This window comes from Streptomyces sp. NPDC047315 (genome assembly GCF_040643215.1).
In the GTDB taxonomy this organism is placed as follows: Bacteria; Actinomycetota; Actinomycetes; order Streptomycetales; family Streptomycetaceae; genus Streptomyces.
The window spans coordinates 145,790-169,842 of sequence record NZ_JBEYTZ010000003.1; the positions used below are offsets into that span (position 1 = coordinate 145,790).

Annotated in this window: 21 protein-coding genes; 13 read left to right on the forward strand and 8 right to left on the reverse strand. The window is 72.0% G+C overall.

The window, feature by feature from the left end:
• Nucleotides 1-36: 36 nt before the first annotated feature.
• Nucleotides 37-453: a helix-turn-helix domain-containing protein gene (locus tag ABZ842_RS04260; RefSeq protein ID WP_361531308.1), complete on the reverse strand. Its 417-nt coding sequence runs from the start codon at nt 451-453 to the stop codon at nt 37-39.
• 298 nt (nt 454-751) lie between these two features.
• On the opposite strand from ABZ842_RS04260, the gene ABZ842_RS04265 reads away from it, so the two are divergent.
• The 10 genes from ABZ842_RS04265 (at nt 752) to galK (ending at nt 13,912) form a co-directional block, all read left to right on the forward strand.
• Complete coding sequence (locus ABZ842_RS04265) at nt 752-1,594, forward strand: SDR family NAD(P)-dependent oxidoreductase (protein WP_361531311.1); 843 nt, start codon at nt 752-754, stop codon at nt 1,592-1,594.
• Nucleotides 1,595-1,860: 266 nt separating this feature from the next.
• A complete protein-coding gene (locus ABZ842_RS04270; protein WP_361531314.1) occupies nt 1,861-2,130 on the forward strand; it encodes a hypothetical protein in 270 nt (89 codons plus the stop codon).
• 139 nt (nt 2,131-2,269) lie between these two features.
• Nucleotides 2,270-3,145 (forward strand): glycosyltransferase, encoded by an 876-nt coding sequence (locus tag ABZ842_RS04275; RefSeq protein WP_361531317.1) that lies wholly within the window; start codon nt 2,270-2,272, stop codon nt 3,143-3,145.
• Between the two features lie 84 nt (nt 3,146-3,229).
• The gene (locus tag ABZ842_RS04280) at nt 3,230-5,053 is read left to right on the forward strand and encodes an ABC-F family ATP-binding cassette domain-containing protein (protein ID WP_361531320.1); all 1,824 of its coding nucleotides are present in this window, start codon (nt 3,230-3,232) and stop codon (nt 5,051-5,053) included.
• A gap of 383 nt (nt 5,054-5,436) precedes the next feature.
• The gene (locus ABZ842_RS04285; protein ID WP_361531323.1) at nt 5,437-7,212 is read left to right on the forward strand and encodes a PQQ-binding-like beta-propeller repeat protein; all 1,776 of its coding nucleotides are present in this window, start codon (nt 5,437-5,439) and stop codon (nt 7,210-7,212) included.
• Between the two features lie 91 nt (nt 7,213-7,303).
• Nucleotides 7,304-9,208: a PQQ-binding-like beta-propeller repeat protein gene (locus ABZ842_RS04290; protein ID WP_361531326.1), complete on the forward strand. Its 1,905-nt coding sequence runs from the start codon at nt 7,304-7,306 to the stop codon at nt 9,206-9,208.
• Between the two features lie 251 nt (nt 9,209-9,459).
• Nucleotides 9,460-10,134, forward strand: coding sequence for a response regulator transcription factor (locus ABZ842_RS04295; RefSeq protein WP_361531329.1), 675 nt, complete (start codon nt 9,460-9,462; stop codon nt 10,132-10,134).
• 642 nt (nt 10,135-10,776) lie between these two features.
• The gene (gene galT / locus ABZ842_RS04300; protein WP_361531332.1) at nt 10,777-11,826 is read left to right on the forward strand and encodes a galactose-1-phosphate uridylyltransferase; all 1,050 of its coding nucleotides are present in this window, start codon (nt 10,777-10,779) and stop codon (nt 11,824-11,826) included.
• Complete coding sequence (galE, locus tag ABZ842_RS04305) at nt 11,823-12,788, forward strand: UDP-glucose 4-epimerase GalE (RefSeq protein ID WP_361531335.1); 966 nt, start codon at nt 11,823-11,825, stop codon at nt 12,786-12,788. The genes galT and galE overlap by 4 nt, the downstream gene beginning before the upstream one ends.
• Nucleotides 12,785-13,912, forward strand: a complete 1,128-nt coding sequence (galK, locus tag ABZ842_RS04310; protein WP_361531338.1) for a galactokinase — start codon at nt 12,785-12,787, stop codon at nt 13,910-13,912. Before galE ends, galK begins: the two co-directional genes overlap by 4 nt.
• Nucleotides 13,913-13,967: 55 nt before the next feature.
• Here the strand turns inward: galK and ABZ842_RS04315 are convergent, their stop codons facing one another.
• Nucleotides 13,968-14,090: a hypothetical protein gene (locus ABZ842_RS04315; protein WP_361531341.1), complete on the reverse strand. Its 123-nt coding sequence runs from the start codon at nt 14,088-14,090 to the stop codon at nt 13,968-13,970.
• Nucleotides 14,091-14,311: 221 nt separating this feature from the next.
• Between ABZ842_RS04315 and ABZ842_RS04320 the strand changes: the two genes are divergently transcribed.
• The gene (locus ABZ842_RS04320; RefSeq protein ID WP_361531344.1) at nt 14,312-15,103 is read left to right on the forward strand and encodes a response regulator transcription factor; all 792 of its coding nucleotides are present in this window, start codon (nt 14,312-14,314) and stop codon (nt 15,101-15,103) included.
• Here ABZ842_RS04320 and ABZ842_RS04325 read toward each other — a convergent pair.
• Nucleotides 15,062-15,559 (reverse strand): MarR family transcriptional regulator, encoded by a 498-nt coding sequence (locus tag ABZ842_RS04325; RefSeq protein ID WP_361531347.1) that lies wholly within the window; start codon nt 15,557-15,559, stop codon nt 15,062-15,064. The two genes, ABZ842_RS04320 and ABZ842_RS04325, sit on opposite strands and share 42 nt — an antisense overlap.
• A gap of 129 nt (nt 15,560-15,688) precedes the next feature.
• On the opposite strand from ABZ842_RS04325, the gene ABZ842_RS04330 reads away from it, so the two are divergent.
• Nucleotides 15,689-16,516 carry a trans-aconitate 2-methyltransferase gene (locus tag ABZ842_RS04330; protein ID WP_361531350.1) on the forward strand — a complete coding sequence of 276 codons (828 nt, stop codon included), beginning with the start codon at nt 15,689-15,691 and terminating at the stop codon, nt 16,514-16,516.
• A gap of 265 nt (nt 16,517-16,781) precedes the next feature.
• Here ABZ842_RS04330 and ABZ842_RS04335 read toward each other — a convergent pair whose 3' ends face one another.
• Nucleotides 16,782-17,468: a TetR/AcrR family transcriptional regulator gene (locus tag ABZ842_RS04335; protein WP_361531353.1), complete on the reverse strand. Its 687-nt coding sequence runs from the start codon at nt 17,466-17,468 to the stop codon at nt 16,782-16,784.
• A complete protein-coding gene (locus ABZ842_RS04340; RefSeq protein WP_361531356.1) occupies nt 17,465-18,520 on the reverse strand; it encodes a fatty acid desaturase in 1,056 nt (351 codons plus the stop codon). The genes ABZ842_RS04335 and ABZ842_RS04340 overlap by 4 nt, the downstream gene beginning before the upstream one ends.
• Before the next feature lie 227 nt (nt 18,521-18,747).
• On the opposite strand from ABZ842_RS04340, the gene ppc reads away from it, so the two are divergent.
• A complete protein-coding gene (gene ppc, locus ABZ842_RS04345; protein WP_361531359.1) occupies nt 18,748-21,489 on the forward strand; it encodes a phosphoenolpyruvate carboxylase in 2,742 nt (913 codons plus the stop codon).
• 73 nt (nt 21,490-21,562) lie between these two features.
• Here the strand turns inward: ppc and pth are convergent, their stop codons facing one another.
• The 3 genes from pth to ABZ842_RS04360 all read right to left on the reverse strand — a co-directional run bounded on the left by pth (nt 21,563) and on the right by ABZ842_RS04360 (nt 24,034).
• On the reverse strand, nt 21,563-22,171 hold the full coding sequence (pth, locus tag ABZ842_RS04350) for an aminoacyl-tRNA hydrolase (RefSeq protein ID WP_361531362.1): 609 nt from the start codon (nt 22,169-22,171) through the stop codon (nt 21,563-21,565).
• Nucleotides 22,172-22,261: 90 nt separating this feature from the next.
• Nucleotides 22,262-22,855 carry a 50S ribosomal protein L25/general stress protein Ctc gene (locus ABZ842_RS04355; RefSeq protein WP_361531365.1) on the reverse strand — a complete coding sequence of 198 codons (594 nt, stop codon included), beginning with the start codon at nt 22,853-22,855 and terminating at the stop codon, nt 22,262-22,264.
• Nucleotides 22,856-23,056: 201 nt separating this feature from the next.
• Nucleotides 23,057-24,034, reverse strand: coding sequence for a ribose-phosphate diphosphokinase (locus tag ABZ842_RS04360; protein WP_361531368.1), 978 nt, complete (start codon nt 24,032-24,034; stop codon nt 23,057-23,059).
• Between the last annotated feature and the right edge of the window lie 19 nt (nt 24,035-24,053).

Below are 24,053 nucleotides of genomic sequence, written 5' to 3' on the forward strand. Positions count from 1 at the left end.
GGTGCCGCGGCCCAGACGGGATTTGTCAGAAGCGCCCTAGACGTTCCCGGCGTCGGCGTGGCGGGACCTTGCCTCGGCGACCTCCACCTCGTGGCGCACGGCCCAGTCGGCCAGTGCCGACAGCGGTTCGAGGAGCGTGCGCCCCAACGGGGTCAGGCTGTACTCGACGCCGGGCGGCACGGTCGGCTGCACGTCCCGCCGCACCAGCCCGTCCACCTCCAGGCCGCGCAGCGTGCGGGTCAGCATGCGCTGGCTGATGCCCTCCACGGCGCGGTGCAACTCGTTGTACCGGTACGGGCGCGTGCCGAGGAGGATCACCAGCAGCATGCTCCACTTGTCGCCCACCCGCCGGAAGACCTCCCCGACCGGGCACGCGGCCAGTTCGTCGACGGGCACCGGGTGGGGCAGTCCGTGCGTGAGCACCGAAGGAACACCGCTGTTCGTACCGGACATCAAAGTGCCTTCTTTCGGCCAGGGGCGGGGCGTCTCACGATGGAGCGGTCACCGCCGAGCCTAGGTCGTGTTCGCAAAGTCCCGTCTGGCTGACGGGGCCTGGCACGCACTCCCCCGCAACTGCGCGCGGGAGGGACCCCCACGCTGCGTTGTCGGATCGTCGCCGTACCTCCAGTACGGGGACGACCTCCCCCTGGCTTCGCCAGGGCCCCGCCGGCTTGCGATGGCACGCACCAGGCCCCGTCGGCCCCGCCCCACGGGCGGACGACGCCACTTTGCGAACACCCAGGAGGACGTCATGCCCCACCGACCGCCGAAGACCGTGCTCATCAGCGGTGGCACCGACGGCATGGGCCGCGCGACGGCGCTGGCGCGGCTCGCTCGGGGCGACCGCGTCACCGTGATCGGCAGCAACGGGGCCAAGGGCCGTGCCCTGTTCGACCAGGCCGCACACCCCAACTTGACCTTCCTGAGGGCGGACCTCTCCTCGATCGCCGAGACCGAGCGGGTGGCCGACCGGATCGTCGAGCGGTACGACTCCCTCGATGCGCTGGCGCTCTTCGCCAACCGGGTCCACCCGAAGCGCGTCGAGACCGCCGAAGGGCTGGAGTCCACCTTCGCCCTGTACTACCTGAGCCGCCATCTGCTCGGTCAGCGACTGGCCCCGCTGCTCGACGCAGCGCCCGATCCGGTGGTCGTCAACGTGGCCGGCGTCGGGAACACCGCGGGCCGGATCCACTGGGACGACCCCCAGCTGACGCACGGCTACGGCCAGGTGCGGGCCCAGCTCCAAGCGGCCCGGGCGAACGACCTGCTGGGCGTCGCGTTCGCGGAGGGCGCCGTCAGCAAGGCGCGGTACGTCCTCTACCACCCCGGATTCACCCGCAGCGGGGCGGACGGCCACCCGAGCCCGCTGGTCCGGGGGACGATCAAACTGCTCGCGAGGTTCTTCGCCCGCGAGGTGGCCGACGCGGTCCGCCCGATCGTCGACTGGATCGACCACCCCCCGCCGGCCGCGCTCACCGCGGTGGACCGGGGCAGGGTGCTCGGCGGTTCCCTGAAGACCCTGGACCCCGCGTCGGCGGCGAGGCTCTCCGCGTACACGGACACCTTGCTGCGGTCCGGCTCCGCCGGTCTTTAGGTCGTGTCTGACAAGTCCCCTCTGGGCCGCAGGGGCGGACGACGCCATTTGATCAGACACAACCCGGGGGCGCCCCACCCGGACGCTCACGAATGGCGCCGTACCCCAGCGCGAAGGGGTGGACTGGCGTGCGTCCACGATGCGGGCCGCGGAGATCTTTCGGGTGATCAGACCGCTCGGACGGTGTGTGGTGCCACCGCCACCGCACCGCGCGTGATCGATTGAGCCCGAGGCCCGTCCGGATGACGGGACTCGGAGAGGAACCCATGAAGAGCATGCTGGGCAAGGCGCTGGCCACCGCCGGTGCCGCGCTGGTCCTTGCCGCCGTGGCGGCCCCCGCGCAGGCGTACGGCGGCGTGACCGCCGGCGGCGCCGGCGAGTACGTCGCATCGGCCGAGCACCCGACCCCCTTCGTCGCTGGCTGGGCCCTCGGCTTCGCCGAGACGCCGCACGCCTTCGCCGAGGGCGGCGGCTTCGGCTGGGCCACGGACACTGCCGCCGGCGGTGGCTTCGAAGGCGTCGCCGGCACCCGCTGACGCACTCGCCGACGCACCGCTGACCCTTCCGGCCGGGGCCGGACCGCGCGAGCCGCGCAGTCCGGCCCCGTGCCGTGTCCGCTCCCCGCCAACGGTTAGCATCGCCACGCATCACCCTTGAGGAGCGGAGAGTTCATTGGTGCGTCACCCGAGCATCGGCGTCGCGATCCTGACCATGGGCAACCGCCCCGGCGAGCTGACGGAACTGCTCGAATCGGTCGCCCGGCAGGACACCCCCGCGGCCCGGATCGTGGTCGTCGGCAACGGCGCGCCCCTGCCTCCGCTGCCCGACGGCGTCACCGGCGTCGAACTTCCGGAGAACCTCGGCGTCACCGGAGGCCGCAACGCCGCCATCGCGCGGCTGCGCGAGTTCGGCGACGTGGACGTGGTCGTCGACCTCGACGACGACGGCCTGCTGATCGACACCGACGTCTTCACCCGGCTGGTGAAGCTGTACGAGCAGGACGAGCACCTCGGCGTCGTCAGCTTCCGCATCGCCGACGAGCGCGGACGCACCGCCCGCCGCCACGTCCCGCGGCTGCGCGCCAGCGACCCCATGCGCGGCGGCTACGTCACCACCTTCCTCGGCGGCGGCCACGGCCTGTCCATGCGGATGCTGGACCAGACCGGCGACTGGCCGGAGGCGTTCTTTTACGCGCACGAGGAGACCGACCTCGCCTGGCGCGCCCTGGACCACGGCTGGAAGATCCTCTACGAGCCCGAGCTGGTGCTGCGCCACCCCTGGACCTCGCCGACCCGGCACGCCGTCTTCCACCGGATGGTGGCCCGCAACCGCGTCTGGCTGGCCAAGCGCCATCTGCCGGCCCCCCTCGTCCCGCTCTACCTGGGCGTGTGGACCCTGCTCACGCTCGCCCGCACCCGCTCCGCCAGCGGGCTGCGCGCCTGGTTCGGCGGCTTCGTGGAGGGCGTGCGCACGCCCTGCCCACCGCGCCGCCCGATGCGCTGGAGCACGGTGTGGCGGATGACCCGGCTGGGCCGCCCGCCGATCATCTGACCCGTGCGGGGCGGGGCCGACCGCGCGCCGACTACCCTGGGAGGTCGATCCGTCCCGCCCCCGCACCGCCCACGCAGGAGAGTAATGGCCGTCAATCTGGTGAACGTCGAGGCCGTCAGCAAGGTGTACGGGACGCGTGCCCTGCTCGACACCATTTCCCTCGGCGTCTCCGACGGCGACCGCATCGGTGTCGTGGGGCGCAACGGCGACGGCAAGACCACCCTCATCCGCATGCTGGCGAAGCTGGAGGAGCCGGACGAGGGCCGGGTCACCCACAGCGGCGGGCTGCGCCTCGGGGTGCTCACCCAGCACGACTCGCTCGACTCCGCGGCCACCGTCCGCCACGAGGTGATCGGCGACCTCGCCGACCACGAGTGGGCCGGCAACGCCAAGATCCGCGACGTGCTCACCGGCCTGTTCGGCGGGCTGGACCTGCCCGGCTTCCCGCAGGGCCTGGACACCGTCATCGGCCCGCTCTCCGGCGGCGAGCGGCGCCGGATCGCGCTCGCCAAGCTGCTGATCGCCGAGCCGGACCTGATCGTCCTCGACGAGCCCACCAACCACCTCGACGTCGAGGGCATCGCCTGGCTCGCCGCCCACCTGCGGGCCCGTCGCTCCGCGCTGGTGTGCGTCACCCACGACCGCTGGTTCCTGGACCAGGTCTGCACCCGCATGTGGGACGTCCAGCGGGGCACGGTGTACGAGTACGAGGGCGGCTACAGCGACTACGTCTTCGCCCGGGCCGAGCGGGAGCGGATCGCCGCCACCGAGGAGGCCAAGCGGCAGAACCTGGTCCGCAAGGAGCTGGCGTGGCTGCGCCGCGGCGCCCCGGCCCGCACCTCCAAGCCGCGCTACCGCATCGAGGCCGCGAACGAACTCATCGCCGACGTCCCGCCGCCGCGCGACACCAGCGAGCTGATGAAGTTCGCCAACGCCCGGCTCGGGAAGACCGTCTTCGACCTGGAGGGCGTGACCGTCCAGGCCGGCCCCAAGCTGCTGCTGCGCCAGCTCACCTGGCAGCTCGGCCCCGGCGACCGCATCGGCCTCGTCGGCGTCAACGGCGCCGGCAAGACGTCCCTGCTGCGGGCGCTCGCGGAGGCCGCGGAGAGCGACGGCGAGAAGCAGCCCGCGGGCGGCCGGATCGTCGTCGGCAAGACCGTGCGGCTGGCGTACCTCTCGCAGGACGTGACCGAACTCCCCGCGCAACTGCGCGTCCTGGAGGCGGTGCAGCAGATCCGGGACCGCGTCGACCTCGGCAAGGGCCGGGAGATGACGGCGGGGCAGCTCTGCGAGCGCTTCGGCTTCGGCAAGGAGAAGCAGTGGACGCCGGTGGGCGACCTCTCCGGCGGCGAGCGGCGCCGGCTCCAGCTGCTGCGGCTGCTGATGGACGAGCCGAACGTCCTCTTCCTCGACGAGCCCACCAACGACCTCGACATCGAGACCCTGACCCAGCTTGAGGACCTGCTCGACGGCTGGCCCGGCTCGCTCGTCGTCATCTCGCACGACCGGTTCTTCATCGAGCGCACCACGGACCGGATCCTCGCGCTGCTCGGCGACGCGACGCTGCGGATGATGCCGCGCGGCATCGACGAGTACCTGGAGCGGCGCCGCGCCGCCGTGGCGGCGGCGACCGTCCAAGCCGCGCCGGCCAAGGCCCCGGCGCCGGCCGCCGCCGAAGCCGTACGGACGAAGTCCGCGGGCGAGTTGCGCGCCGCGCAGAAGGAGCTCCAGCGGATCGAGCGGCAGTTGGACAAGGTCTCCACCAAGGAGACCGCCCTGCACGCCCAGATCGCCGAGCACGCCACCGACTTCGAGAAGGTGGCCAAGCTCGACGCGGAGCTGAGGGAGCTGGTCGGACAGCGCGAAGAGCTGGAGCTGCGCTGGCTGGAACTCGCCGAAGACGTCTGATATCGGCCCCGGCGCGCGGGCGCCGGGGGCTGCGTGTGGGCCGCGTGCAGGTCTCATAACGACGGCATCACGCCCTGGTCGTCCGTAGGCCACAGCACGGGCCGGGCCCGTTCATGACAGGGCGCGAGTGATAGAAAGAAGCTCCGCTCGACTGCCGTGAGAACGCGGCTCCATGTCCGAAAACGCTCCTTTCCGGGATACGGCACACGCGTCGAAGTGCGCACCGGAACAGCGGGGGAGGCAGTCGGACAGTGGACCGCACGAAGGGGGATGCGCTGATGTCCCAGCCGCCCAACCAACCACCGTCGGGGGGCTTCGGAGCGTCCCCGGACGCCTACGGCCCCCAGGAACCCGGGGCCCCGCAAGGGGCCCAAGGACCGCCGGTGCCTCCGCCGCCTCCGCCGCCGCAGGCGCACCCCCCGATGCCGCCCGCGCCGCCGCCCGTCCAGCCCGCCGGGCCCTACGGTCAGCAGCCGGGCCCGTACCAGCCGGCCCCCGGGCCCTACGGCCAGCCCGGCGCGGACGCACAGCACCACCAGGGCGCCTACCGAGGCGGGTACCAGGACGGCTACCAGGGCCCGTACCAAGGCGGGTACCAGGGTCCGTACCAGGGCGCGTCCCCGGGCCCGTACCAGTACGCCCACTCCGGCCCGCCGACGCCGCCCGGCCCGGTCCCGCCCCCCGGCGGCGGTCGGTTCAAGGGCCGCACCGCCGTCGTCGTGGCCGCGTCCGTCGCCGCGCTGCTGGTCATCGGCGGCGGCTCGTACGTCGCCCTCAGCGGTGACGACGGCAAGGACACCAAGAGCGGTGGGCAGGGGAAGGCGAGCCAGGGCACCGACCCCGCGCCGTCCGGCTCCGCCTCCGAAGGCGGGAGCTCCACGGGCGGGGGCAGCGGCAGCGGCGCCGGGCTCGGCGAGGGCGCCGAGGACCTCAACGCCGGGCGGCAGCCGGGCGACGCCAAGGCCCTCTTCCGCATCAAGAACGACGTTGACCTGCCGCGCAACGGCGCCGAGGTCTTCGGCCCGTGGGTCGTCGGCGACACCGTCGTCAAGGCGATGTACAAACAGGTCGTCGGCTACTCGGTGACCGACGGCGCCACCAAGTGGACCGTGCCGTTGGAGCAGGAGGCGTGCTCCGCCACCCCGCGGCCGTCCGCCGACGGCAAAATAGTCGTCGGCTACAAGAACGGCCCCACCGACAAGGCCAAGTGCCGCAACCTGCGGATGATCGACGTGCCCGCCGGCAAGGCCGGCTGGCAGAAGGAGATCCCGGAGGCGGACGGCTTCCTCGGCCTCTCCGACCACACCCTCACCATCGCCGGCAACACCCTCGCCGCGGGCGGCACCGGGGTGTCGTACGGCTTCTCGCTCGCCGACGGCCGCGAACTCTTCAAGAGCCCAGCGTCCGGTTGCAAGCCCTTCTCGTACGCGGGCGGGCCGAAGCTGCTGGCCGCGGTGAGCTGCCCGACGAAGGACTACAGCAAGCCGCGCCACCAGCTCCAGGAGGTCGACCCGACCACCGGCAGGGCGAAGTGGACCTACAGCACGCCCATCGGCTGGGAGATCGACAAGGTCTACTCGGCCGATCCGATCGTGATCTCCCTGACCCGCCGCGAGCCCAAGGGGTGGACCGTGCTGGCGCTGCGGTCCGACGGCAAGCTTCGCTCGCAGATCGCCGGCGGCAAGGACAAGTTCCAGGTGCGGTGCAGCGGTTCCCTCGTCGTCTTCGGCCAGAACCTGGAGGGCTGCACCGGCGTCGTCGCCGATGCGCGCAAGCTCTACCTGGGCACCTCGCCCGTCCGCGCCGGCGGTCCGAACGAGGTCGTCGCCTTCGACCTGGACAGCGGCAAGCCCGCATGGCGCGCGCCCGCGGGCGGTGACACCTCGGTCGTTCCGCTGCGGATGGACGGCGACCGGCTCGCGGTCTACCGGGAGCCGTCGTACGACAAGGGCGGCGCGGTCGCCACCATCGCCCCGTCCGGGGGCGCGCCGCAGGTCGTCCTCCAGCACCCGGACGGTGCGGCGGACGTCGAGAACTCCCTCTATTCGCCCCGCCCGGTCTACGCGGACGGCCGGTTCTTCATCGCGTCGGGCCGCGTCAGCGCACGCGACGACAAGGCGGAGACGGAGACCGCGACGATGCTCGCGTTCGGCAAGTGAGCCCGCCCGGCGCCGTCGTCGCCGCCACGAACTTCCGCTTCCCGTGCCCTCGAAAGGTCCACTCCGAGGGCGACTTCCAAGGACACCAGTCATGACACAGCCTCCGTCTCCGCCCCCGCCGCCCAACCAGCCGCCGCAGGGCGGTGGGTTCGGGGCGCCGCAGACTCCGCCGCCGGGCGGGTTCGGTCCGCCGCCGGCGTCACCGCAGTCACAGCAGCCGCAGCCGCCGACCCAGCCCGCGCAGCCGGCCGTCCCGTCGGCTCCGCCCGGCCCTCCTGCTCCCCCCGCGCCTCCTGGCCCGCCGGCTCAGCCGCCCACGGCCCCGCAGGGCCGGCCGGGGTTCCCGCCGCAACAGCCGCCCGGTTACGGCTATCCGCAGGCGCCGCCCGGCGGCCCCGGCGCGGCGCCGTACGGCTACCCGGGCCAGCCGCAGCAGCCACCGGGATACCCGTACGGCTATCCGCAGGGCCCCGGCGGACCCGTCGGCCCCGGCGGCTTCCCCACCCCGCCGCCCGCGCCGCAGCCGCCCCGCAAGGGGCTCACCACCCAGCTGAAGATCGTCATCGCCGCGGTCGCCGCCGTCGTGCTCATCGTCGGCGGAGGCGTGGTGTACGCCGTCACGTCGGACGACGGCAAGAAGAACGACACCTCCTCGTCCGGCTCCAAGAAGGGCCGCGACAAGGGCGACGACAAGGGCGAGGGCGCGGCGGCCGACGGCGACGGCAAGGAGAAGGCGCCCGACGACGTCAAGTCCAGGGTGGCCTTCCAACTGGCCCCGCCGCCGCTGACGGACATCACCAGCTTCGACGGTTCCTGGGCCACGGACAAAGCGTTCGTCAAGCCGCACCTGAACTCGATCGTCGGATACGACCGGGACAAGGGCAGCCAGCTGTGGCAGATACCGCTGCCCGGCCAGGTCTGCGGGGCGTCCCGCCACAAGTCCGACGACAACAAGGCCGCGATCCTCTTCGAGGCCGGCAAGCGCACCGGCTCGGGCACGAAGAACTTCCTGCCGTGCACCGAGGTCGGCGTCATCGACATGGCGAACGGCAAGCTGCTGTGGTCCGCCTCCGTCACCTCCGACACCAGCGGGGACAGCAAGCTCCGGTTCTCCGAGGTCACCCAGAGCGGCACCACGGTCGCCGCGGGCAGCCTCTACGGCGGCGCGGCCTTCGACCTGAACAGCGGGAAGGTGCTCTGGAAGCCGACCGCCAACGAGGACGAGTGCGAGGACCAGGGGTACGCCGGCGGGCCCGAGTTGGTCGCGGTCCGCAAGTGCGGTGACTACAACAACGAACAGCTCACCATCGAGCCGCTGAACCCGACGAACGGCAAGCCCCGCTTCTCGTACAAGATGCCGGCCGGCGTCGAGTACGCCAGCGTCATCAGCACCAAGCCGCTGGTGGTGGCGGCGGACGTCGGCGACACCGGGAAGTTCGGCATCTCCGACTTCTTCTCCATCGACGACAAGGGCGCGCTGAAGGCGAAGATCTCGGCGACGGGCGACAAGTTCGAGGCGCGCTGCCGCTCCACCGAGGTCGAATCCTGCGTGAAGGTCGTGGTGGGCAACGGCCGGATCTACCTGCCGACCGCCGAGACCCAGGCGTCGGGCGAGGCGTACGGCTACACCAACTCCATCGTGTCCTTCGACCTCAACACCGGAAAGCCGCTGTCGGGTCGTGCGGACGCGGGCGAGAAGTTCACCATGTTCCCGATCCGCATGGACGGCGGGAACGTGATCGCGTACAAGGAACCGCCCTACGCCAAGGGCGGCCAGGTGGTCTCCCTGAACGGCACCACCCTCAAAGAGACCGTGCTGATGGAGAACCCGGGCAACAGGCCCACCCAGGAGGCGGAGACCAGTTTCTCCTCCGACTACGCCGAGTACCTTTACGAAGACGGTCGTTTGTACATCAGCTCGATCCTGCTGAACAAGGGATCGGGCGGCGACGCCTCCCGGCGATGGTTGTCCGTTGCATACACGACAGCCGACTGAATAACGCCCCCGGAAGTCACCCGAAGTCCGCCGAGATCCGGCGGAATTCCCCGTCCTGCTCCGAATCGGTTTGACTCATGGGACAGTAGCGACCCGGCGCACCGGAAATTCCGGGCGTCGGGTCGTCGCGTTTCGGCCGCGGAACGGTCGTGCCCATGCGGTTTTTGGGGGCGCGAAGAGCCGAACGAACGTGTAGCTTGCCGGGGCACATGACGCCGGAATGGCATGACGCCGGGGATGGGAGGAGCTCGATGGGCGTGCGGCTCATGGTGGTCGACGACCACCGATTGCACGCCGAGGCGCTCGCCTCGGCGCTCAAACTGCGCGGGCACCGGGTGCTCGCCGCGACGGCGCCTGCGGCGGGCGCCGCGGAGCTGGTGGTGTCGCGCGCGCCCGAGGTGTGCCTGCTCGGCACGGCGGCGCCGGGGGAGCCGGGGGCGTTCGACCCGGTCGTACGGATCAAGCGCGACCGGCCCCAGGTGGCGGTCGTGGTGCTCGGACCGGTGCCCAACCCCCGCGGGATAGCCGCGGCCTTCGCGGCGGGCGCGTCCGGGTACGTGCGCCACGACGAGCGGATCGAAGGGGTGGAACGCGCGCTGATCAAGGCGCGGGCGGGGGAGGCGGTGGTCGCCCCGACGCTGCTCCAGGGCGCGTTCGCGGACCTGCTGAACCCGGTCGCCCAACCCGACGACGAGGGCCAACGCCTGCTGCGGCTGCTGACGCCGCGGGAGGTGGAGGTGCTGGTGCGGGTGGCGGAGGGGGAGGACACCCGGCTGATCGCGGTGGGCATGGGGATCGCGCCGAGCACGGCGCGGACGCATGTGCAGCGGGTGCTGATGAAGTTGGGGGTGGGGTCGCGGCTGGAGGCGGCGGCGCTGGCTGCGCGTACGGGCTTGCTGGACCGCGCTTCCCCCGGCCCGAACTAACCTCGCCGCCGCGGGCTCGCTGCCGCGCGCTCCGTCCGAGTCTCGCCGTTCCCCTGCGGCGCGTCTGTGCCTGATCGCGCAGTTCCTCGCGCCCCTGGACACCACCGCCGTTTCCCTGCGGGAGCGTCGGTCTCTGCGGCCCGTCTGTGGCTTGTCGCGCAGTTCCCCGCGCCCCTAAAAGACCCTGCCCCAGCCCGCAGACGAGTGACGGGCGCAGCGAAACAGGTGGCGCTGGGGCTCCCCCACGCCCTTCGGGCGTAGGGGGCGGAACTGCGCGAGCAACCGACCACCGGGCCGCGGAGACCGATGCTCCCGCAGGGGAACGGCGCGGAGGTCTAGGGGCGCGGGGAACTGCGCGAGCAACCGACCACCGGGCCGCGGAGACCAACAAGCCCGCAGGGGAATGGCGGTGGTGTCCAGGGGCGCGGGGAACTGCGCGAGCAACCGACCACCGGGTCGCGGGGATCAACGCCACCGCAGAGCAACGGCGCCGAGCGGACGGGTCGCAGAGGCCGAAGCTGCCGCAGGGGAACGGCGAGCGCGCCCCACGCCCGGCCCAACGGAGTGGTACCGGATTGACTTGGGGTGTTGGGTTGTGGTTTTTTGTGTTTGTTTCTGTTGGGGAACCTCAGGGGGCCTCCGGTGAAAAAAACCTCCACCCGCCTCGCCGACGGCCGCGAGCTCCTCTACTACGACACCCACCACCACACCCCCCGCACCACCGTCGTCGACCGCCGCCCCCTCGAACCCCCTGTCACCACCGGCCCCGAGATCCGGCGCGATCCGCTGCTCGGCGACGCCGTCGCCATCGCCTCGCACCGGCAGAGCAGGACGTACCTGCCGCCCGCCGACGAGTGCCCGCTCTGCCCCTCCCGGGACGGGCGGCTCAGTGAGATCCCCGCCGACGACTACGACGTCGTCGTCTTCGAGAACCGCTTCCCCTCCCTCGCCGGGCCCGCCGGCCGCTGCGAGGTCGTCTGCTTCACCTCCGACCACCACGCCTCCTTCGCCGACCTCGACGAGGACCGCGCCGCGCTGGTGCTCGACGTGTGGACCGACCGGACCGCCGAACTCGCCGGGCTGCGCCAGGTCGAGCAGGTCTTCTGCTTCGAGAACCGGGGCGCCGAGATCGGCGTCACCCTCGGGCACCCGCACGGGCAGATCTACGCGTACCCCTTCGTCACCCCGCGCACCGCGCAGATGCTGCGCTCCGCCGCCGAGCACCACCGCCGCACCGGGCGGAACCTCTTCGACGACGTCGTGGCCCGCGAGGTCACCGACGGAACGCGGGTGGTCATCGACGCCGAGCACTGGGTCGCCTTCGTGCCGTACGCGGCGCACTGGCCGTACGAGGTGCACCTCTACCCCCGCCGCCGCGTCCCCGACCTCCGCGAACTCGACGACGCCGTGCGCGCCGAGTTCCCCGGCGTCTATCTGGAGCTGCTGAAGCGCTTCGACCGGCTCTTCGGGGCGGGGCAAGCGCCCACGCCGTACGTCTCGGCCTGGCACCAGGCGCCGTTCCGGGCCGCCGGGCGCGCGGGGTTCGGGCTCCATCTCGAACTCTTCACGATCCGACGGGCCATCGGCAAGCTGAAGCACCTGGCGGGGTCCGAGTCCGGTATGAGCGTGTTCATCAATGACGTGCCGCCGGAGACCGCGGCACGGCGACTGCGGGAGGCGGCGAGCGCATGAGCGAGCACAAGTACCTGGTGACGGGCGGGGCAGGTTACGTCGGCGGCGTGGTGGCGCGCCATCTGCTGGCGGCGGGGCACGAGGTCGTCGTGTTGGACGACCTGTCCACCGGGTTCCGCGAGGGCGTGCCCGCGGGCGCGGAGTTCGTCGAGGGCGACGTCCGCGACGCCGCCAAGTGGCTGGACCCCTCCTTCGACGCGGTGCTGCACTTCGCCGCGTACTCCCAGGTCGGCGAGTCGATGACGCACCCCGAGAAGTACTGGGAGAACAACGTCGGCGGGACGACGGCGCTGCTCGCCGCGATGCGCACGGCCCGGGTCCGCACCCTCGTCTTCTCCTCCACCGCCGCGACCTACGGCGAACCGGTCCGCATCCCGGTCACCGAGTCCGACCCGACCGCGCCGACCAACCCCTACGGCGCGTCGAAGCTCGCCGTGGACCACATGATCGCCGGCGAGGCGCGCGCCCACGGCCTGGCCGCGGTCTCGCTGCGCTACTTCAACGTGGCCGGTGCGTACGGAGAGTTGGGCGAGCGGCACGAACCCGAGACCCATCTGATTCCGCTCGTCCTCGACGTGGCCCTCGGCCGCCGCCCCTCGATCGCGGTGTACGGGGACGACTACCCCACGCCCGACGGCACCTGCGTACGCGACTACATCCACGTCGCCGACCTCGCCGACGCGCATCTGCTGGCCCTCGCCGCCGCCCGTCCCGGCGAGCACCTGATCTGCAACCTCGGCAACGGCAACGGCTTCTCGGTCCGCGAGGTCATCGCGGCCGTGCGGCAGGTCACCGGGCGCGAGGTGCCCGAAGTCGTCGCGCCGCGGCGCCCCGGCGACCCGGCCGTCCTCGTCGCCTCCGCCGACGCCGCCCGCGAACGCCTCGGCTGGACGCCGGCCCGCCCCGATCTGACGACCATCGTCGCCGACGCGTGGCGATTCGCCCAGGCGCGACTGCGATGACCAACACCGCACGCGCAGGGGTGTGGGCGGCCCCGGGCAGGGTGAACCTGATCGGCGAACACACCGACTACAACGACGGTTTCGTGCTGCCCTTCGCGCTGTCGCAGCAGGTCACCGTCGCAGCCGCGCGCCGCGACGACGGCCTGCTGCGGCTGCGCTTCCCGGCCGCGTCCGGCGGTACCAAAGACCCCGTTCAGCTACGGATCGACGCGTTGGAGCCCGGACGCGGGCCGCGCGGCTGGGCCGGCTACGCGGCCGGCGTCGCGTGGGCGCTGCGGGACGCGGGCCACCCGGTCGGCGGCGTCGACGTGACCTTCTCCTCGACCGTGCCGCCCGGCGCCGGACTGTCCTCGTCGGCCGCGCTGGAGGTCGCCTGCGCCCTCGCCCTGAACGACCTGTACGAACTGGGCCTTCCGGGCGATGAGTTGGCGCTGCTGTGCCGCCGGGCGGAGAACGCGTACATCGGCGCCCCCACCGGGATCATGGACCAGGCCGCCTCGGCGTGCTGCACCCCGGGCCACGCCCTCTTCCTGGACACCCGCGACCTGTCGCGGCGCCACGTCCCCTTCGACCCCGCCGCGCACGGCCTCGCGCTCCTCGTCGTCGACACCCGCGTCCAGCACGCCCACGCGGACGGCGAGTACGGCCGGCGCCGCGCCGGCTGCGAGGCCGCCGCGCGCACCTTGGGCGTACGGGCGCTGCGCGACGTGCCGCACGGCGAGTTGCCCGCGGCGCTCGGCCGGCTGCCGGACGCCGACTCCCGGGGCCTGGTGCGGCACGTCGTCACAGAGAACGAGCGCGTGCTGCGCGCCGTCGACCTGCTCGCCGCCGGTGACCTGCCGGCGCTGGGCCCGGTCCTCACCGCGGGCCACGCCTCGCTGCGCGACGACTTCCGCGTCTCGTGCCCCGAGGTCGACCTCGCCGTCACCGCGGCCCTGTCGGCCGGGGCGCTGGGCGCCCGGATGACGGGCGGCGGCTTCGGCGGCTCCGTGCTGGCGCTGGTGGCGCGGGGCGCCGAGGAGGCGGTGGGGGCGGCGGTCGCTGCGGCGTTCGCCGAGGCGTCGTACGCACCGCCGCACTGGTTCGGGGCAGCGGCGTCGGCCGGCGCCCGCCGGCTGTCCTGACGCGCCGGCACGCGCCAGCGCTTCACTGCTGCTCCGTACCCGTCGCTCCGTACGGTCACGGCCGTACGGAGCGGGTGGCTGGTTCGCGGTCGGGCCCGATCGGCATCAACCGTCCCACCCGGCGCAGCCACCCCCGCAGGCACACCGCGGCCCGGGCCCAGCGGATGGACTCTCCCATGCCCTGGTCATCAGTTGTGCAAATCCACTTCCGCTTCCGGCTACCGCCCGTACCCTGATGCTCAACGCCGGTGGGGGCCGGCGTTGATCAGGGGACAGGACAGCGGGGTACGACGCCCGGGGTGGGGTATCAGTCACTGCGCGGCGGCGGCCGGGCGGGCTGGAGCCCGGTCGGGTGGCGCATCCGCGCCCGAGCCGTCCTCCGACACAGGGGGTGTGTCTGTGATCCGTATTCGGGTCCTGGTGGTGGACGACCACCGAATCTTCGCCGAGTCCTTGGCCGCCGCGCTGGCGGCCGAGCCGGACGTCGACGTCGCAGCCGCGGGCAGCGGGCCTGCCGCGTTGCGCTGTCTGGAGCGGGCCGCGGGCGACGGCCGGCCGTTCGACGTCATGCTCGTCGACGGCGATCTGGGGGTGGGCGCGCCCCACCCGCCGGGCGGCCGGGCCCCGGTCGCCCGTGCCGTGCCCGACGAGGGCGAGCACGGAGTGGTCAGCATCCTCGACGGGCTCTCGCTCGTCGCTGGGGTGCGTTCCGGCCAGTCCGGCGTGCACTGCGTGGTCCTCGCGGAGAAGGACGATCCGCACCGAGCGGCCCTCGCGCTCCAGGCCGGCGCCTCCGGCTGGGTCGCCAAGGACTGTTCGCTCCAGCGACTGCTCGCCGTGATCAGGGGCGTGCTGCGGGACGAGACGCACCTGCCGCCCGCGCTCCTCACCGGTGTGCTGCGGGAGCTGACGGCCGCGCGCAAGCACCGCACGGAGAGCGAGCGGCTGGTGGAGTCGCTCACGCCGCGCGAGCGCGAGGTGTTGCGGTGCATGGTGGCGGGGCTGGGGCGCAAGGCGGTCGCCGAGCGCCTGTTCCTGTCGCCGCACACCGTCCGTACGCACATGCAGAACGTGCTCGGAAAGCTCGGCGTGCACTCCACGCTGGCGGCGGTGGCCCTGGCCCGGCGCGCGGGCGTCGGCCCGGTGGACCTAACCGGGGACGTTGTCGAACGGGGCGGTCAGCTGGCGTAGCAGCGCGGCCAACTCGGCCCGCTGCGCACCGGATAGCTCCACGAGGATCGCGCGCTCCTGGGCGAGCAGCCCGGCGAGCGCCCGGTCCGCGCGGTCCCGCCCCTCGGGCGTGAGCCGCACCAGGACGCCGCGTCGGTCCGTGGGGTCCGGCAGCCGCTCCACGAGCCCCCGCTTGGCCAGTCGGTCGATGCGGTTGGTCATGGTGCCCGAGGTCACCAGGGTCTGGGTGAGCAGCTGCCCGGGGGAGAGCTGATAGGGCGCTCCGGCGCGGCGCAGCGACGTGAGCACGTCGAACTCCCACGGCTCCAGGTCGTGCTCGGAGAAGGCGATGCGGCGCGCCCGATCCAGGTGTCGGGCCAGCCGGGAAACCCGGCTGAGCACTTCCAGCGGTTCCACGTCGAGGTCGGGGCGCTCACGGCGCCACGCCGCGACCAGTCGATCGACCTCGTCCTCCATGACGATCAGTGTAGAGGGTCTGTCGACATGAAGTCTCTTGACGTCAAGAGATATTTCGCGTGAGTCTTGGGCATGGACGGGCCGGACCCGTTCCGTTTCGGCCAATCGCTCATGCTAGGGGGCACGAACATGCCAACTGCACCCATCTGGGATCCCCATCAGTACCTGCGCCACTCGGGTCATCGGACCCGTCCTTTCCTGGATCTGCTAGGACGCATTCCGGACCTGCCGACGACCGGCGGGCGCGCGCCGCGCATAGCCGACATCGGTTGCGGCCCGGGCAACGTCACCGCGCTGCTCGCCGAGCGCTGGCCCGACGCCCGGATCACCGGCTACGACAATTCGCCGGACATGCTCGACCGGGCGGAGAAGGACCACGCCGGCGCCACCAGCGGAGGCGGCTGGCTGGACTTCCGCGCCGCCGACGCCGCGCACTGGACGCCCGACGAACCGTACGACCTGATCGTCTCCAACGCCGCCCTCCAGTGGGTTCCCAACCATCCGGAGTCCTTCGCCTGCTGGATCGACGGCCTCAACCCCGGCGGCACCCTCGCCTTCCAGGTGCCCGGCAACTACACCGCACCCAGCCACGCCCTCCTCGGCACCCTGTGCGGGCTGCCGCAGTGGCGCCGGCGCCTCGGCGGCCGGGGGCACGATTACACCTACGTCCTGGACCCCGCCGACTACCTGATGCGCCTGACCGACCTGGGGTGCGCCACCGACACCTGGGAGACCACCTACTTCCAACTGCTCTCCGGCGACGACCCGGTGCTCGACTGGGTCAAGGGCACCGCGCTGCGGCCGATCCTGACCGAACTCGGCGAGGACGCCGGGGCCGTTGACGAATTCCTCGACCAGTACCGCGCCCTGCTGCGCGACGCCTATCCGCCGGGCCCGCACGGCACGGTCTTCCCCTTCCGCCGCGTTTTCGCGGTGGCCCGCAAGCCGACGACCTAACCGCGCCGAGCGACGCGGCCTCGCCGTGCGGCGGGCCGTGTTGCGGCGTCTGCGGCCCGTCTGTGGCTTGTCGCGCAGTTCCCCGCGCCCCTAAAGACCCTCGTCCCGCAGATGGGCGACGGGGGCAGCGAAACAGGGGCGCGGGGAACTGCGCGAGCAACCCACCACCGGCCGGTGGAGACCAGCGCAGCCGCAGGGCCACGGCGGGTATGTCAGGTGGCGTTCCACCAGGTCGCAGAGGTTATCGCACCCGCAGAGAAGGGTGTCAGTTCTTGCGGTGGCCTATCAGTCTCGGCTTCTGCTCCAGGCCGTCCAGGCCGTGCCAGGCCAGGTTCACCAGGTGCGCCGCGACCTCCGCCTTCTTCGGGCGGCGGGCGTCCAGCCACCACTGGCCCGTCAGCGCGACCATGCCCACCAGCGCCTGCGCGTACAGCGGCGCCAGCTTGGGATCGAAGCCCCGGTTCTTGAACTCCATGCCGAGGATGTCCTCGACCTGCGTGGCGATGTCGCTGATCAGCGAGGCGAACGTGCCCGTCGACTGGGCCACCGGAGAGTCCCGCACCAGGATCCGGAAGCCGTCGGTGTACCGCTCGATGTAGTCGAGCAGGGCGAACGCGGCCTGCTCCAGCAGCTCCCGCGGGTGCCCGGCGGTCAGCGCGCCCGTCACCATGTCCAGCAGTTGGCGCATCTCCCGGTCGACCACGACCGCGTACAGCCCCTCCTTGCCGCCGAAGTGCTCGTACACCACCGGCTTGGAGACGCCGGCCTTCGCGGCGATCTCCTCCACCGACGTGCCCTCGAAGCCCTTGTCCGCGAAGAGGGCCCGGCCGATGTCCAGCAGCTGCTCGCGGCGCTCCGCGCCCGTCATCCGCACCCGGCGCGTACGCCGCCCCGATGACCTGGTCTTCTCCGTGCTACTGCTGCTGCCGTCCGTCGCCACGTCGTCCATCATGCCGTGTCGGTGGCTCCGACGGGTCGTCGGTCCGCGTCCCGCTTGGCGTCGATGCGCTCCTCGCTCGGCCAGCGGACGTCGTACGCCCACCCCAGCTTCTCGAACCAGCGGATCAGCCGCGCACTGGAATCGACCTGTCCGCGCAGTACGCCGTGGCGGGCGGAGGTCGGGTCCGCGTGGTGCAGGTTGTGCCAGGACTCGCCGCAGGACAGCACCGCCAGCCACCACACGTTCCCCGAACGATCACGTGATCGGAACGGCCGCTTGCCCACCGCGTGGCAGATCGAGTTGATCGACCACGTCACGTGGTGCAGCAGCGCCACCCGCACCAGCGAACCCCAGAAGAACGCGGTGAACGCGCCCCACCACGACATCGTCACCAGACCGCCGACGAGGGCGGGGAAGAGCAGCGAGAGCGCGGTGTAGAAGACGAAGTGGCGCGAGATCCGCCGCACGTCCGGGTCCTTCACCAGATCCGGCGCGTACTTGTGCTGCGGCGTCTGCTCCACGTTGAACATCCAGCCCACATGCGCCCACCACAGGCCCTTCAGCAGCGCGGGCACGCTCTCCCCGTACCGCCACGGCGAGTGCGGGTCGCCCTCCGCGTCCGAGAACTTGTGGTGCTTGCGGTGGTCGGCCACCCAGCGCACCACCGGGCCCTCGACGGCGAGGGAGCCGGCGATCGCCAGCGCGATCCGCAGCGGGCGCTTGGCCTTGAAGGAGCCGTGGGTGAAGTAGCGGTGGAAGCCGACCGTGATGCCGTGGCAGCCGATGAAGTACATCGCGACCAGCAGGCCGAGGTCCAGCCAGCTCACCCCCCAGCCCCAGGCCAGCGGCACCGCGGCGACCAGGGCGAGGAAGGGGACCGCGATGAAGAGCAGCAGGGTGATCTGCTCGATCGAACGCTTGTCGTCCCCGCCGAGGGTGGCGGAGCCGGCGGACGCGGCTCCCGCGGCGCCGGCCGCCGCCGCTCTCCCCTCGGCGCTCCCTTCTGCGGTCCCGTCCGCAGCCGCGTCCGGGACGTCGTCGAGGAGGTCGGGGCTTGTCGTCATGGAAGGTCCCCTGGGGGGTGTGAGATGGGGTGGAAGATCCACATACCTGCCGTACTACGGATGCGTAACCTACGGCAACGTAAGTATGGCAGCGCGCAGCGGCGCGGCAAGAGCCCCTCCAGACGGCGCCAGCCGGCGGACACCTATCCTGGAACGTGCCGGACAGCGCGGTCCGCCGACTCCAGTACCCCTCCAGACGTGCTCAAACACCGCAAGGAGCAGCACCTGTGAGCAGTGCCGACCAGACACCCACGGCCAGCGCCGAACTCCGGGCAGACATCCGCCGACTGGGCGACCTCCTGGGCGAGACCATCGTCCGTCAGGAGGGCGAAGAACTGCTGGACCTCGTAGAGCGCGTCCGCGCCCTGACCCGCAGCGACGGGGAGGCGGCGGCGCAGTTGTTGGGCGACACCGACCTGGAGACCGCGGCCAAGCTGGTACGCGCGTTCTCCACCTACTTCCACCTCGCCAACGTCACCGAACAGGTGCACCGCGGCAAGGAGATGCGCGAGCGGCGCGCCGCCGAGGGCGGTCTGCTGGCCCGCACCGCGGACCTCCTCAAGGACGCCGACCCCGAGCACCTGCGCCAGACCGTCGGCAATCTGAACGTGCGCCCCGTCTTCACCGCCCACCCCACCGAGGCGGCCCGCCGCTCCGTCCTCAACAAGCTGCGCCGCATCGCCGAACTGCTGGACCGCGACCCGGCCGGCGGCGCCGGCAGCGCCGACCGCCGCCGCTGCGACCTGCGGCTCGCGGAGAACATCGACCTCATCTGGCAGACCGACGAGCTGCGGGTGGTCCGCCCCGAGCCCGCCGACGAGGCCCGCAACGCCATCTACTACCTCGACGAACTGCACGCCGGCGCCGTCGGGGACGTCCTGGAGGACCTCGCGGCCGAGCTGGAGCGGGTCGGCGTCCCGCTGCCCGCCGGCACCCGCCCGCTGACCTTCGGCACCTGGATCGGCGGCGACCGCGACGGCAACCCGAACGTGACCCCGGACGTCACCTGGGAGGTGCTGATCCTCCAGCACGAGCACGGCATCACCGACGCGCTCGAACTCGTCGACTCGCTGCGCGGACTGCTGTCGAACTCGATCCGCTACACCGGCGCCACCGACGAGCTGCTGGCCTCCCTGGAGGCCGACCTGGCGGCGCTGCCCGAGATCAGCCCCCGCTACAAGCGGCTGAACGCGGAGGAGCCGTACCGGCTGAAGGCCACCTGCGTCCAGCAGAAGCTGCACAACACCCGGGCGCGGCTGGCGAACGGCACCAAGCACGAGCCCGGCCGCGACTACCTCGGCACCACCCAGCTGCTGGCCGACCTCACCCTGATCCAGTCGTCGCTGCGCGCGCACCGCGGCGGGCTCTTCGCCGACGGCCGCCTGGAGCGCACGATCCGCACGCTCTCCGCGTTCGGCCTCCAGCTCGCCACCATGGACGTGCGCGAGCACGCCGACGCGCACCACCACGCGCTCGGCCAGCTCTTCGACCGGCTCGGTGAGGAGTCCTGGCGGTACGCGGACATGCCGCGCGAGTACCGGCAGAAGCTGCTGGCCAAGGAGCTGCGCTCGCGCCGGCCGCTGGCGCCCACGCCCGCGCCGCTGGACGCCGCCGGCCAGAAGACCCTCGGCGTCTTCCACACCGTCAAGCAGGCGTTCGAACGGTTCGGGCCCGAGGTCATCGAGTCGTACATCATCTCGATGTGCCAGGGCGCGGACGACGTCTTCGCCGCGGCCGTCCTCGCCCGCGAGGCCGGCCTGCTCGATCTGCACGGCGGCTGGGCGAAGATCGGGATCGTGCCGCTGCTGGAGACCACGGACGAGCTGCGCGCGGCCGACGTCATCCTGGACGACATGCTCTCCGACCCGTCCTACCGACGGCTCGTCTCGCTCCGCGGCGACGTGCAGGAAGTCATGCTCGGCTACTCGGACTCGTCGAAGTTCGGCGGCATCACCACCTCCCAGTGGGAGATCCACCGGGCGCAGCGGCGGCTGCGCGACGTGGCGCACCGGCACGGCGTGCGGCTGCGGCTCTTCCACGGCCGCGGCGGCACCGTCGGCCGCGGCGGCGGCCCCACCGCGGACGCGATCCTGGCGCAGCCCTGGGGCACGCTGGAGGGCGAGATCAAGGTGACCGAGCAGGGCGAGGTCATCTCCGACAAGTACCTCATCCCCTCGCTGGCCAGGGAGAACCTGGAGCTGACGGTCGCCGCCACGCTCCAGGCGTCCGCGCTGCACACCGCGCCCCGGCAGTCCGTGGAGGCGCTGGCCCGCTGGGACGCGGCGATGGACACGGTCTCGGACGCGGCGCACGCGGCGTACCGGCGGCTGGTGGAGGACCCGGACCTGCCGGCGTACTTCTTCGCCTCCACCCCGGTGGACCAGCTCGCGGAGCTGCACCTGGGCTCGCGGCCGTCCCGCCGCCCGGACTCGGGCGCGGGCCTCGACGGGCTGCGGGCCATCCCGTGGGTCTTCGGCTGGACCCAGTCGCGGCAGATCGTGCCCGGCTGGTTCGGCGTGGGCTCCGGCCTCAAGGCGCTGCGGGAGGCCGGCCTGGACACCGTGCTGGAGGAGATGCACGAGCACTGGCACTTCTTCCGCAACTTCCTGGCGAACGTGGAGATGACGCTCGCCAAGACGGACCTGCGGATCGCCCGGCACTACGTGGACACGCTGGTGCCGCAGGAGCTCAAGCACGTGTTCGCCACGATCGAGGCGGAGCACGAGCTGACGGTCAGCGAGGTCCTGAAGATCACCGGCGGCGAGCGCCTGCTCGACCCCAACCCGGTGCTCCAGCAGACCTTTGCGATCCGTGACGCGTACCTGGACCCGATCTCCTACCTCCAGGTCTCCCTGCTGGCCCGCCAGCGTGCAGCCGCCGAGCGCAACGAGGAGCCGGACCCCCTGCTCGCCCGCGCCCTGCTGCTGACGGTCAACGGCGTGGCGGCGGGCCTGCGCAACACGGGCTGACGTCGAACGGCCGCCGGCCCCGCCGCTGGACGTCAGCGACGGGGCCGGCGGACCCTTCGTCCTTCTTGCGCGCTCAGGAGTTGTACGCGCTCTGGGCGCGTTCCAGGCCCTCCGAGACCAGGCTCTCCACCGCGTCCGCCGCGCGGTCCACGAAGTAGGAGAGTTCCTTGCGTTCGGCGGCGGAGAAGTCCTTCAGGACGAAGTCGGCGACCTGCATCCGGCCGGGCGGGCGGCCGATGCCGAAGCGCACCCGGTGGTAGTCGCTGCCCAGGGACTTGGTGATGGACTTCAGGCCGTTGTGGCCGTTGTCGCCGCCGCCCAGTTTGAGCCGCAGGGTGCCGTAGTCGATGTCGAGTTCGTCGTGGACGGCGACCACGTGCGCGGTGGGGACCTTGTAGAAGTCCCGCAGCGCGGTCACCGGGCCGCCGGAGAGGTTCATGTACGACGTCGGCTTCACGAGCACCACGCGTCGGCTCGCCGGTCCCGGCGGGCCGATGCGGGCCTCCAGGACCTGTGCCTGGGCCTTCTGGGCGCGCTTGAACGTACCGCCGATGCGTTCCGCGAGCAGGTCGGCGACCATGAAGCCCACGTTGTGGCGGTTCGCCGCGTAGCCGGGCCCGGGGTTGCCGAGGCCCACGACCAGCCAGGGCGCAGCGGGATCGGTGGTCGCGGGGGTCGTCATCTGCGGATCGTCTCCATCTGGAAAGGGGAGCGCCGCCCGCGCCCCGGGCGGGGGCACGAGCGGCGACCTGTCACGAACGACGGGGCGTGATCACGCCTCGGCGGCGGCTTCGCCCTCGCCCTCGGTCTCGGCGGCGGGCTCCTCGGCCTGCGCGGCCAGGACCTGGAGGACGACCGCGTCCTCGTCGACGGCCAGGGTCACGCCGGACGGCAGCGCGATGTCCTTGGCGAGGATGGAGGCACCGGCCTCCAGGCCCGCGACGGAGACGGTGACGCCCTCGGGGATGTGGGTGGCCTCGGCCTCGACCGGCAGCGCGTTCAGGACGTGCTCCAGCAGGTAGCCACCGGGGGCCAGCTCGCCCTCGGCGGTGACCGGGATCTCGACGGTGACCTTCTCGCCGCGCTTGACCAGGAGCAGGTCGACGTGCTCCAGGAAGCCCTTCAGCGGGTCGCGCTGGACGGCCTTCGGGATGGCCAGCTCGTTCTTGCCGTCGATGTCCAGGGAGAGCAGGACGTTCGGCGTGCGCAGCGCCAGCAGCAGCTCGTGGCCCGGCAGGGTCAGGTGGACCGGGTCGGTGCCGTGGCCGTACAGAACGCCGGGGACCCTGTGGTCGCGGCGGACGCGGCGGGCGGCGCCCTTGCCGAACTCGGTGCGGAGGCTCGCGGAGAGCTTCACCTCGGACATGTGCACTCCTCGTACAACAGACGGATGTCGGGGTCACCCGGCCATGACTGGCCTGCTACGCCTGATGCGAAGAGCGCGTCGATAACGGACCGCCGCACACGCGGTGCGGCCTCCCTCGCCGAGCAACCCCAGCAGTCTACGCGAAAGGGCCGTGACCGCCGAAAACGGCAGGTCACGGCCCTTTCTTAGCTGGGGTACGGGTTACGCCTGCTCCTCGAAGAGGCTGGTCACCGAGCCGTCCTCGAAGACCTCGCGCACCGCGCGGGCGATCGTCGGCGCCATCGACAGCACCGTGATCTTGTCGAGCTCCAGGTCGCCGGGGGTCGGCAGGGTGTTGGTGAGGACGAACTCGCTCACCTTCGAGTTCTTCAGGCGGTCCGCGGCCGGGCCGGAGAGCACGCCGTGCGTGGCGGTGACGATGACGTCCTCCGCACCGTTGGCGAACAGCGCGTCCGCCGCGGCGCAGATGGTGCCGCCGGTGTCGATCATGTCGTCGACCAGGACGCAGACCCGGCCCTCGACGTTGCCGACGACCTCGTGGACGGTCACCTGGTTGGCGACGTCCTTGTCGCGACGCTTGTGGACGATCGCCAGCGGCGCGCCGAGCCGGTCGCACCAGCGGTCGGCGACCCGGACGCGGCCGGCGTCGGGGGAGACCACCGTCAGCTTGGCCGGGTCCACCTTCGCGGCCACGTAGTCCGCGAGGACCGGCAGCGCGAAGAGGTGGTCCACCGGGCCGTCGAAGAAGCCCTGGATCTGGTCGGTGTGCAGGTCCACCGTGAGGATGCGGTCCGCGCCCGCCGTCTTCATCAGATCGGCGATCAGCCGCGCGGAGATCGGCTCGCGCCCGCGGTGCTTCTTGTCCTGGCGGGCGTACCCGTAGAACGGCACGATCACGGTGATGCTGCGCGCGGAGGCCCGCTTCAGCGCATCGATCATGATCAGCTGTTCCATGACCCACTTGTTGATGGGGGCCGTGTGGCTCTGCATCAGGAAGCAGTCCGCACCGCGCGCGGACTCCTGGAAGCGGACGTAGATCTCGCCGTTGGCGAAGTCGAATGCCTTGGTCGGCACCAGGCCGACACCCAGTTGATGCGCGACTTCCTCGGCCAGCTCGGGGTGGGCGCGGCCGGAGAAGAGCATCAGTTTCTTCTCGCCGGTCGTCTTGATCCCGGTCACAGCACTGTCTCCTCAGAGG

What these genes read in the sequence shown, in the direction of transcription:
- ABZ842_RS04290 (WP_361531326.1), top strand. Translation starts at nt 7,304, where the DNA reads ATGACACAGCCTCCGTCTCCGCCCCCGCCGCCCAACCAGCCGCCGCAG.
- ABZ842_RS04315 (WP_361531341.1), bottom strand. Translation starts at nt 14,090, where the DNA reads ATGGGAGAGTCCATCCGCTGGGCCCGGGCCGCGGTGTGCCTGCGGGGG.
- ABZ842_RS04325 (WP_361531347.1), bottom strand. Translation starts at nt 15,559, where the DNA reads ATGGAGGACGAGGTCGATCGACTGGTCGCGGCGTGGCGCCGTGAGCGC.
- ABZ842_RS04335 (WP_361531353.1), bottom strand. Translation starts at nt 17,468, where the DNA reads ATGATGGACGACGTGGCGACGGACGGCAGCAGCAGTAGCACGGAGAAG.
- ABZ842_RS04260 (WP_361531308.1), bottom strand. Translation starts at nt 453, where the DNA reads ATGTCCGGTACGAACAGCGGTGTTCCTTCGGTGCTCACGCACGGACTG.
- ABZ842_RS04280 (WP_361531320.1), top strand. Translation starts at nt 3,230, where the DNA reads ATGGCCGTCAATCTGGTGAACGTCGAGGCCGTCAGCAAGGTGTACGGG.
- galK (WP_361531338.1), top strand. Translation starts at nt 12,785, where the DNA reads ATGACCAACACCGCACGCGCAGGGGTGTGGGCGGCCCCGGGCAGGGTG.
- ABZ842_RS04330 (WP_361531350.1), top strand. Translation starts at nt 15,689, where the DNA reads ATGCCAACTGCACCCATCTGGGATCCCCATCAGTACCTGCGCCACTCG.
- pth (WP_361531362.1), bottom strand. Translation starts at nt 22,171, where the DNA reads ATGACGACCCCCGCGACCACCGATCCCGCTGCGCCCTGGCTGGTCGTG.
- ABZ842_RS04340 (WP_361531356.1), bottom strand. Translation starts at nt 18,520, where the DNA reads ATGACGACAAGCCCCGACCTCCTCGACGACGTCCCGGACGCGGCTGCG.
- ABZ842_RS04265 (WP_361531311.1), top strand. Translation starts at nt 752, where the DNA reads ATGCCCCACCGACCGCCGAAGACCGTGCTCATCAGCGGTGGCACCGAC.
- ABZ842_RS04295 (WP_361531329.1), top strand. Translation starts at nt 9,460, where the DNA reads ATGGGCGTGCGGCTCATGGTGGTCGACGACCACCGATTGCACGCCGAG.
- ABZ842_RS04355 (WP_361531365.1), bottom strand. Translation starts at nt 22,855, where the DNA reads ATGTCCGAGGTGAAGCTCTCCGCGAGCCTCCGCACCGAGTTCGGCAAG.
- galE (WP_361531335.1), top strand. Translation starts at nt 11,823, where the DNA reads ATGAGCGAGCACAAGTACCTGGTGACGGGCGGGGCAGGTTACGTCGGC.
- ABZ842_RS04270 (WP_361531314.1), top strand. Translation starts at nt 1,861, where the DNA reads ATGAAGAGCATGCTGGGCAAGGCGCTGGCCACCGCCGGTGCCGCGCTG.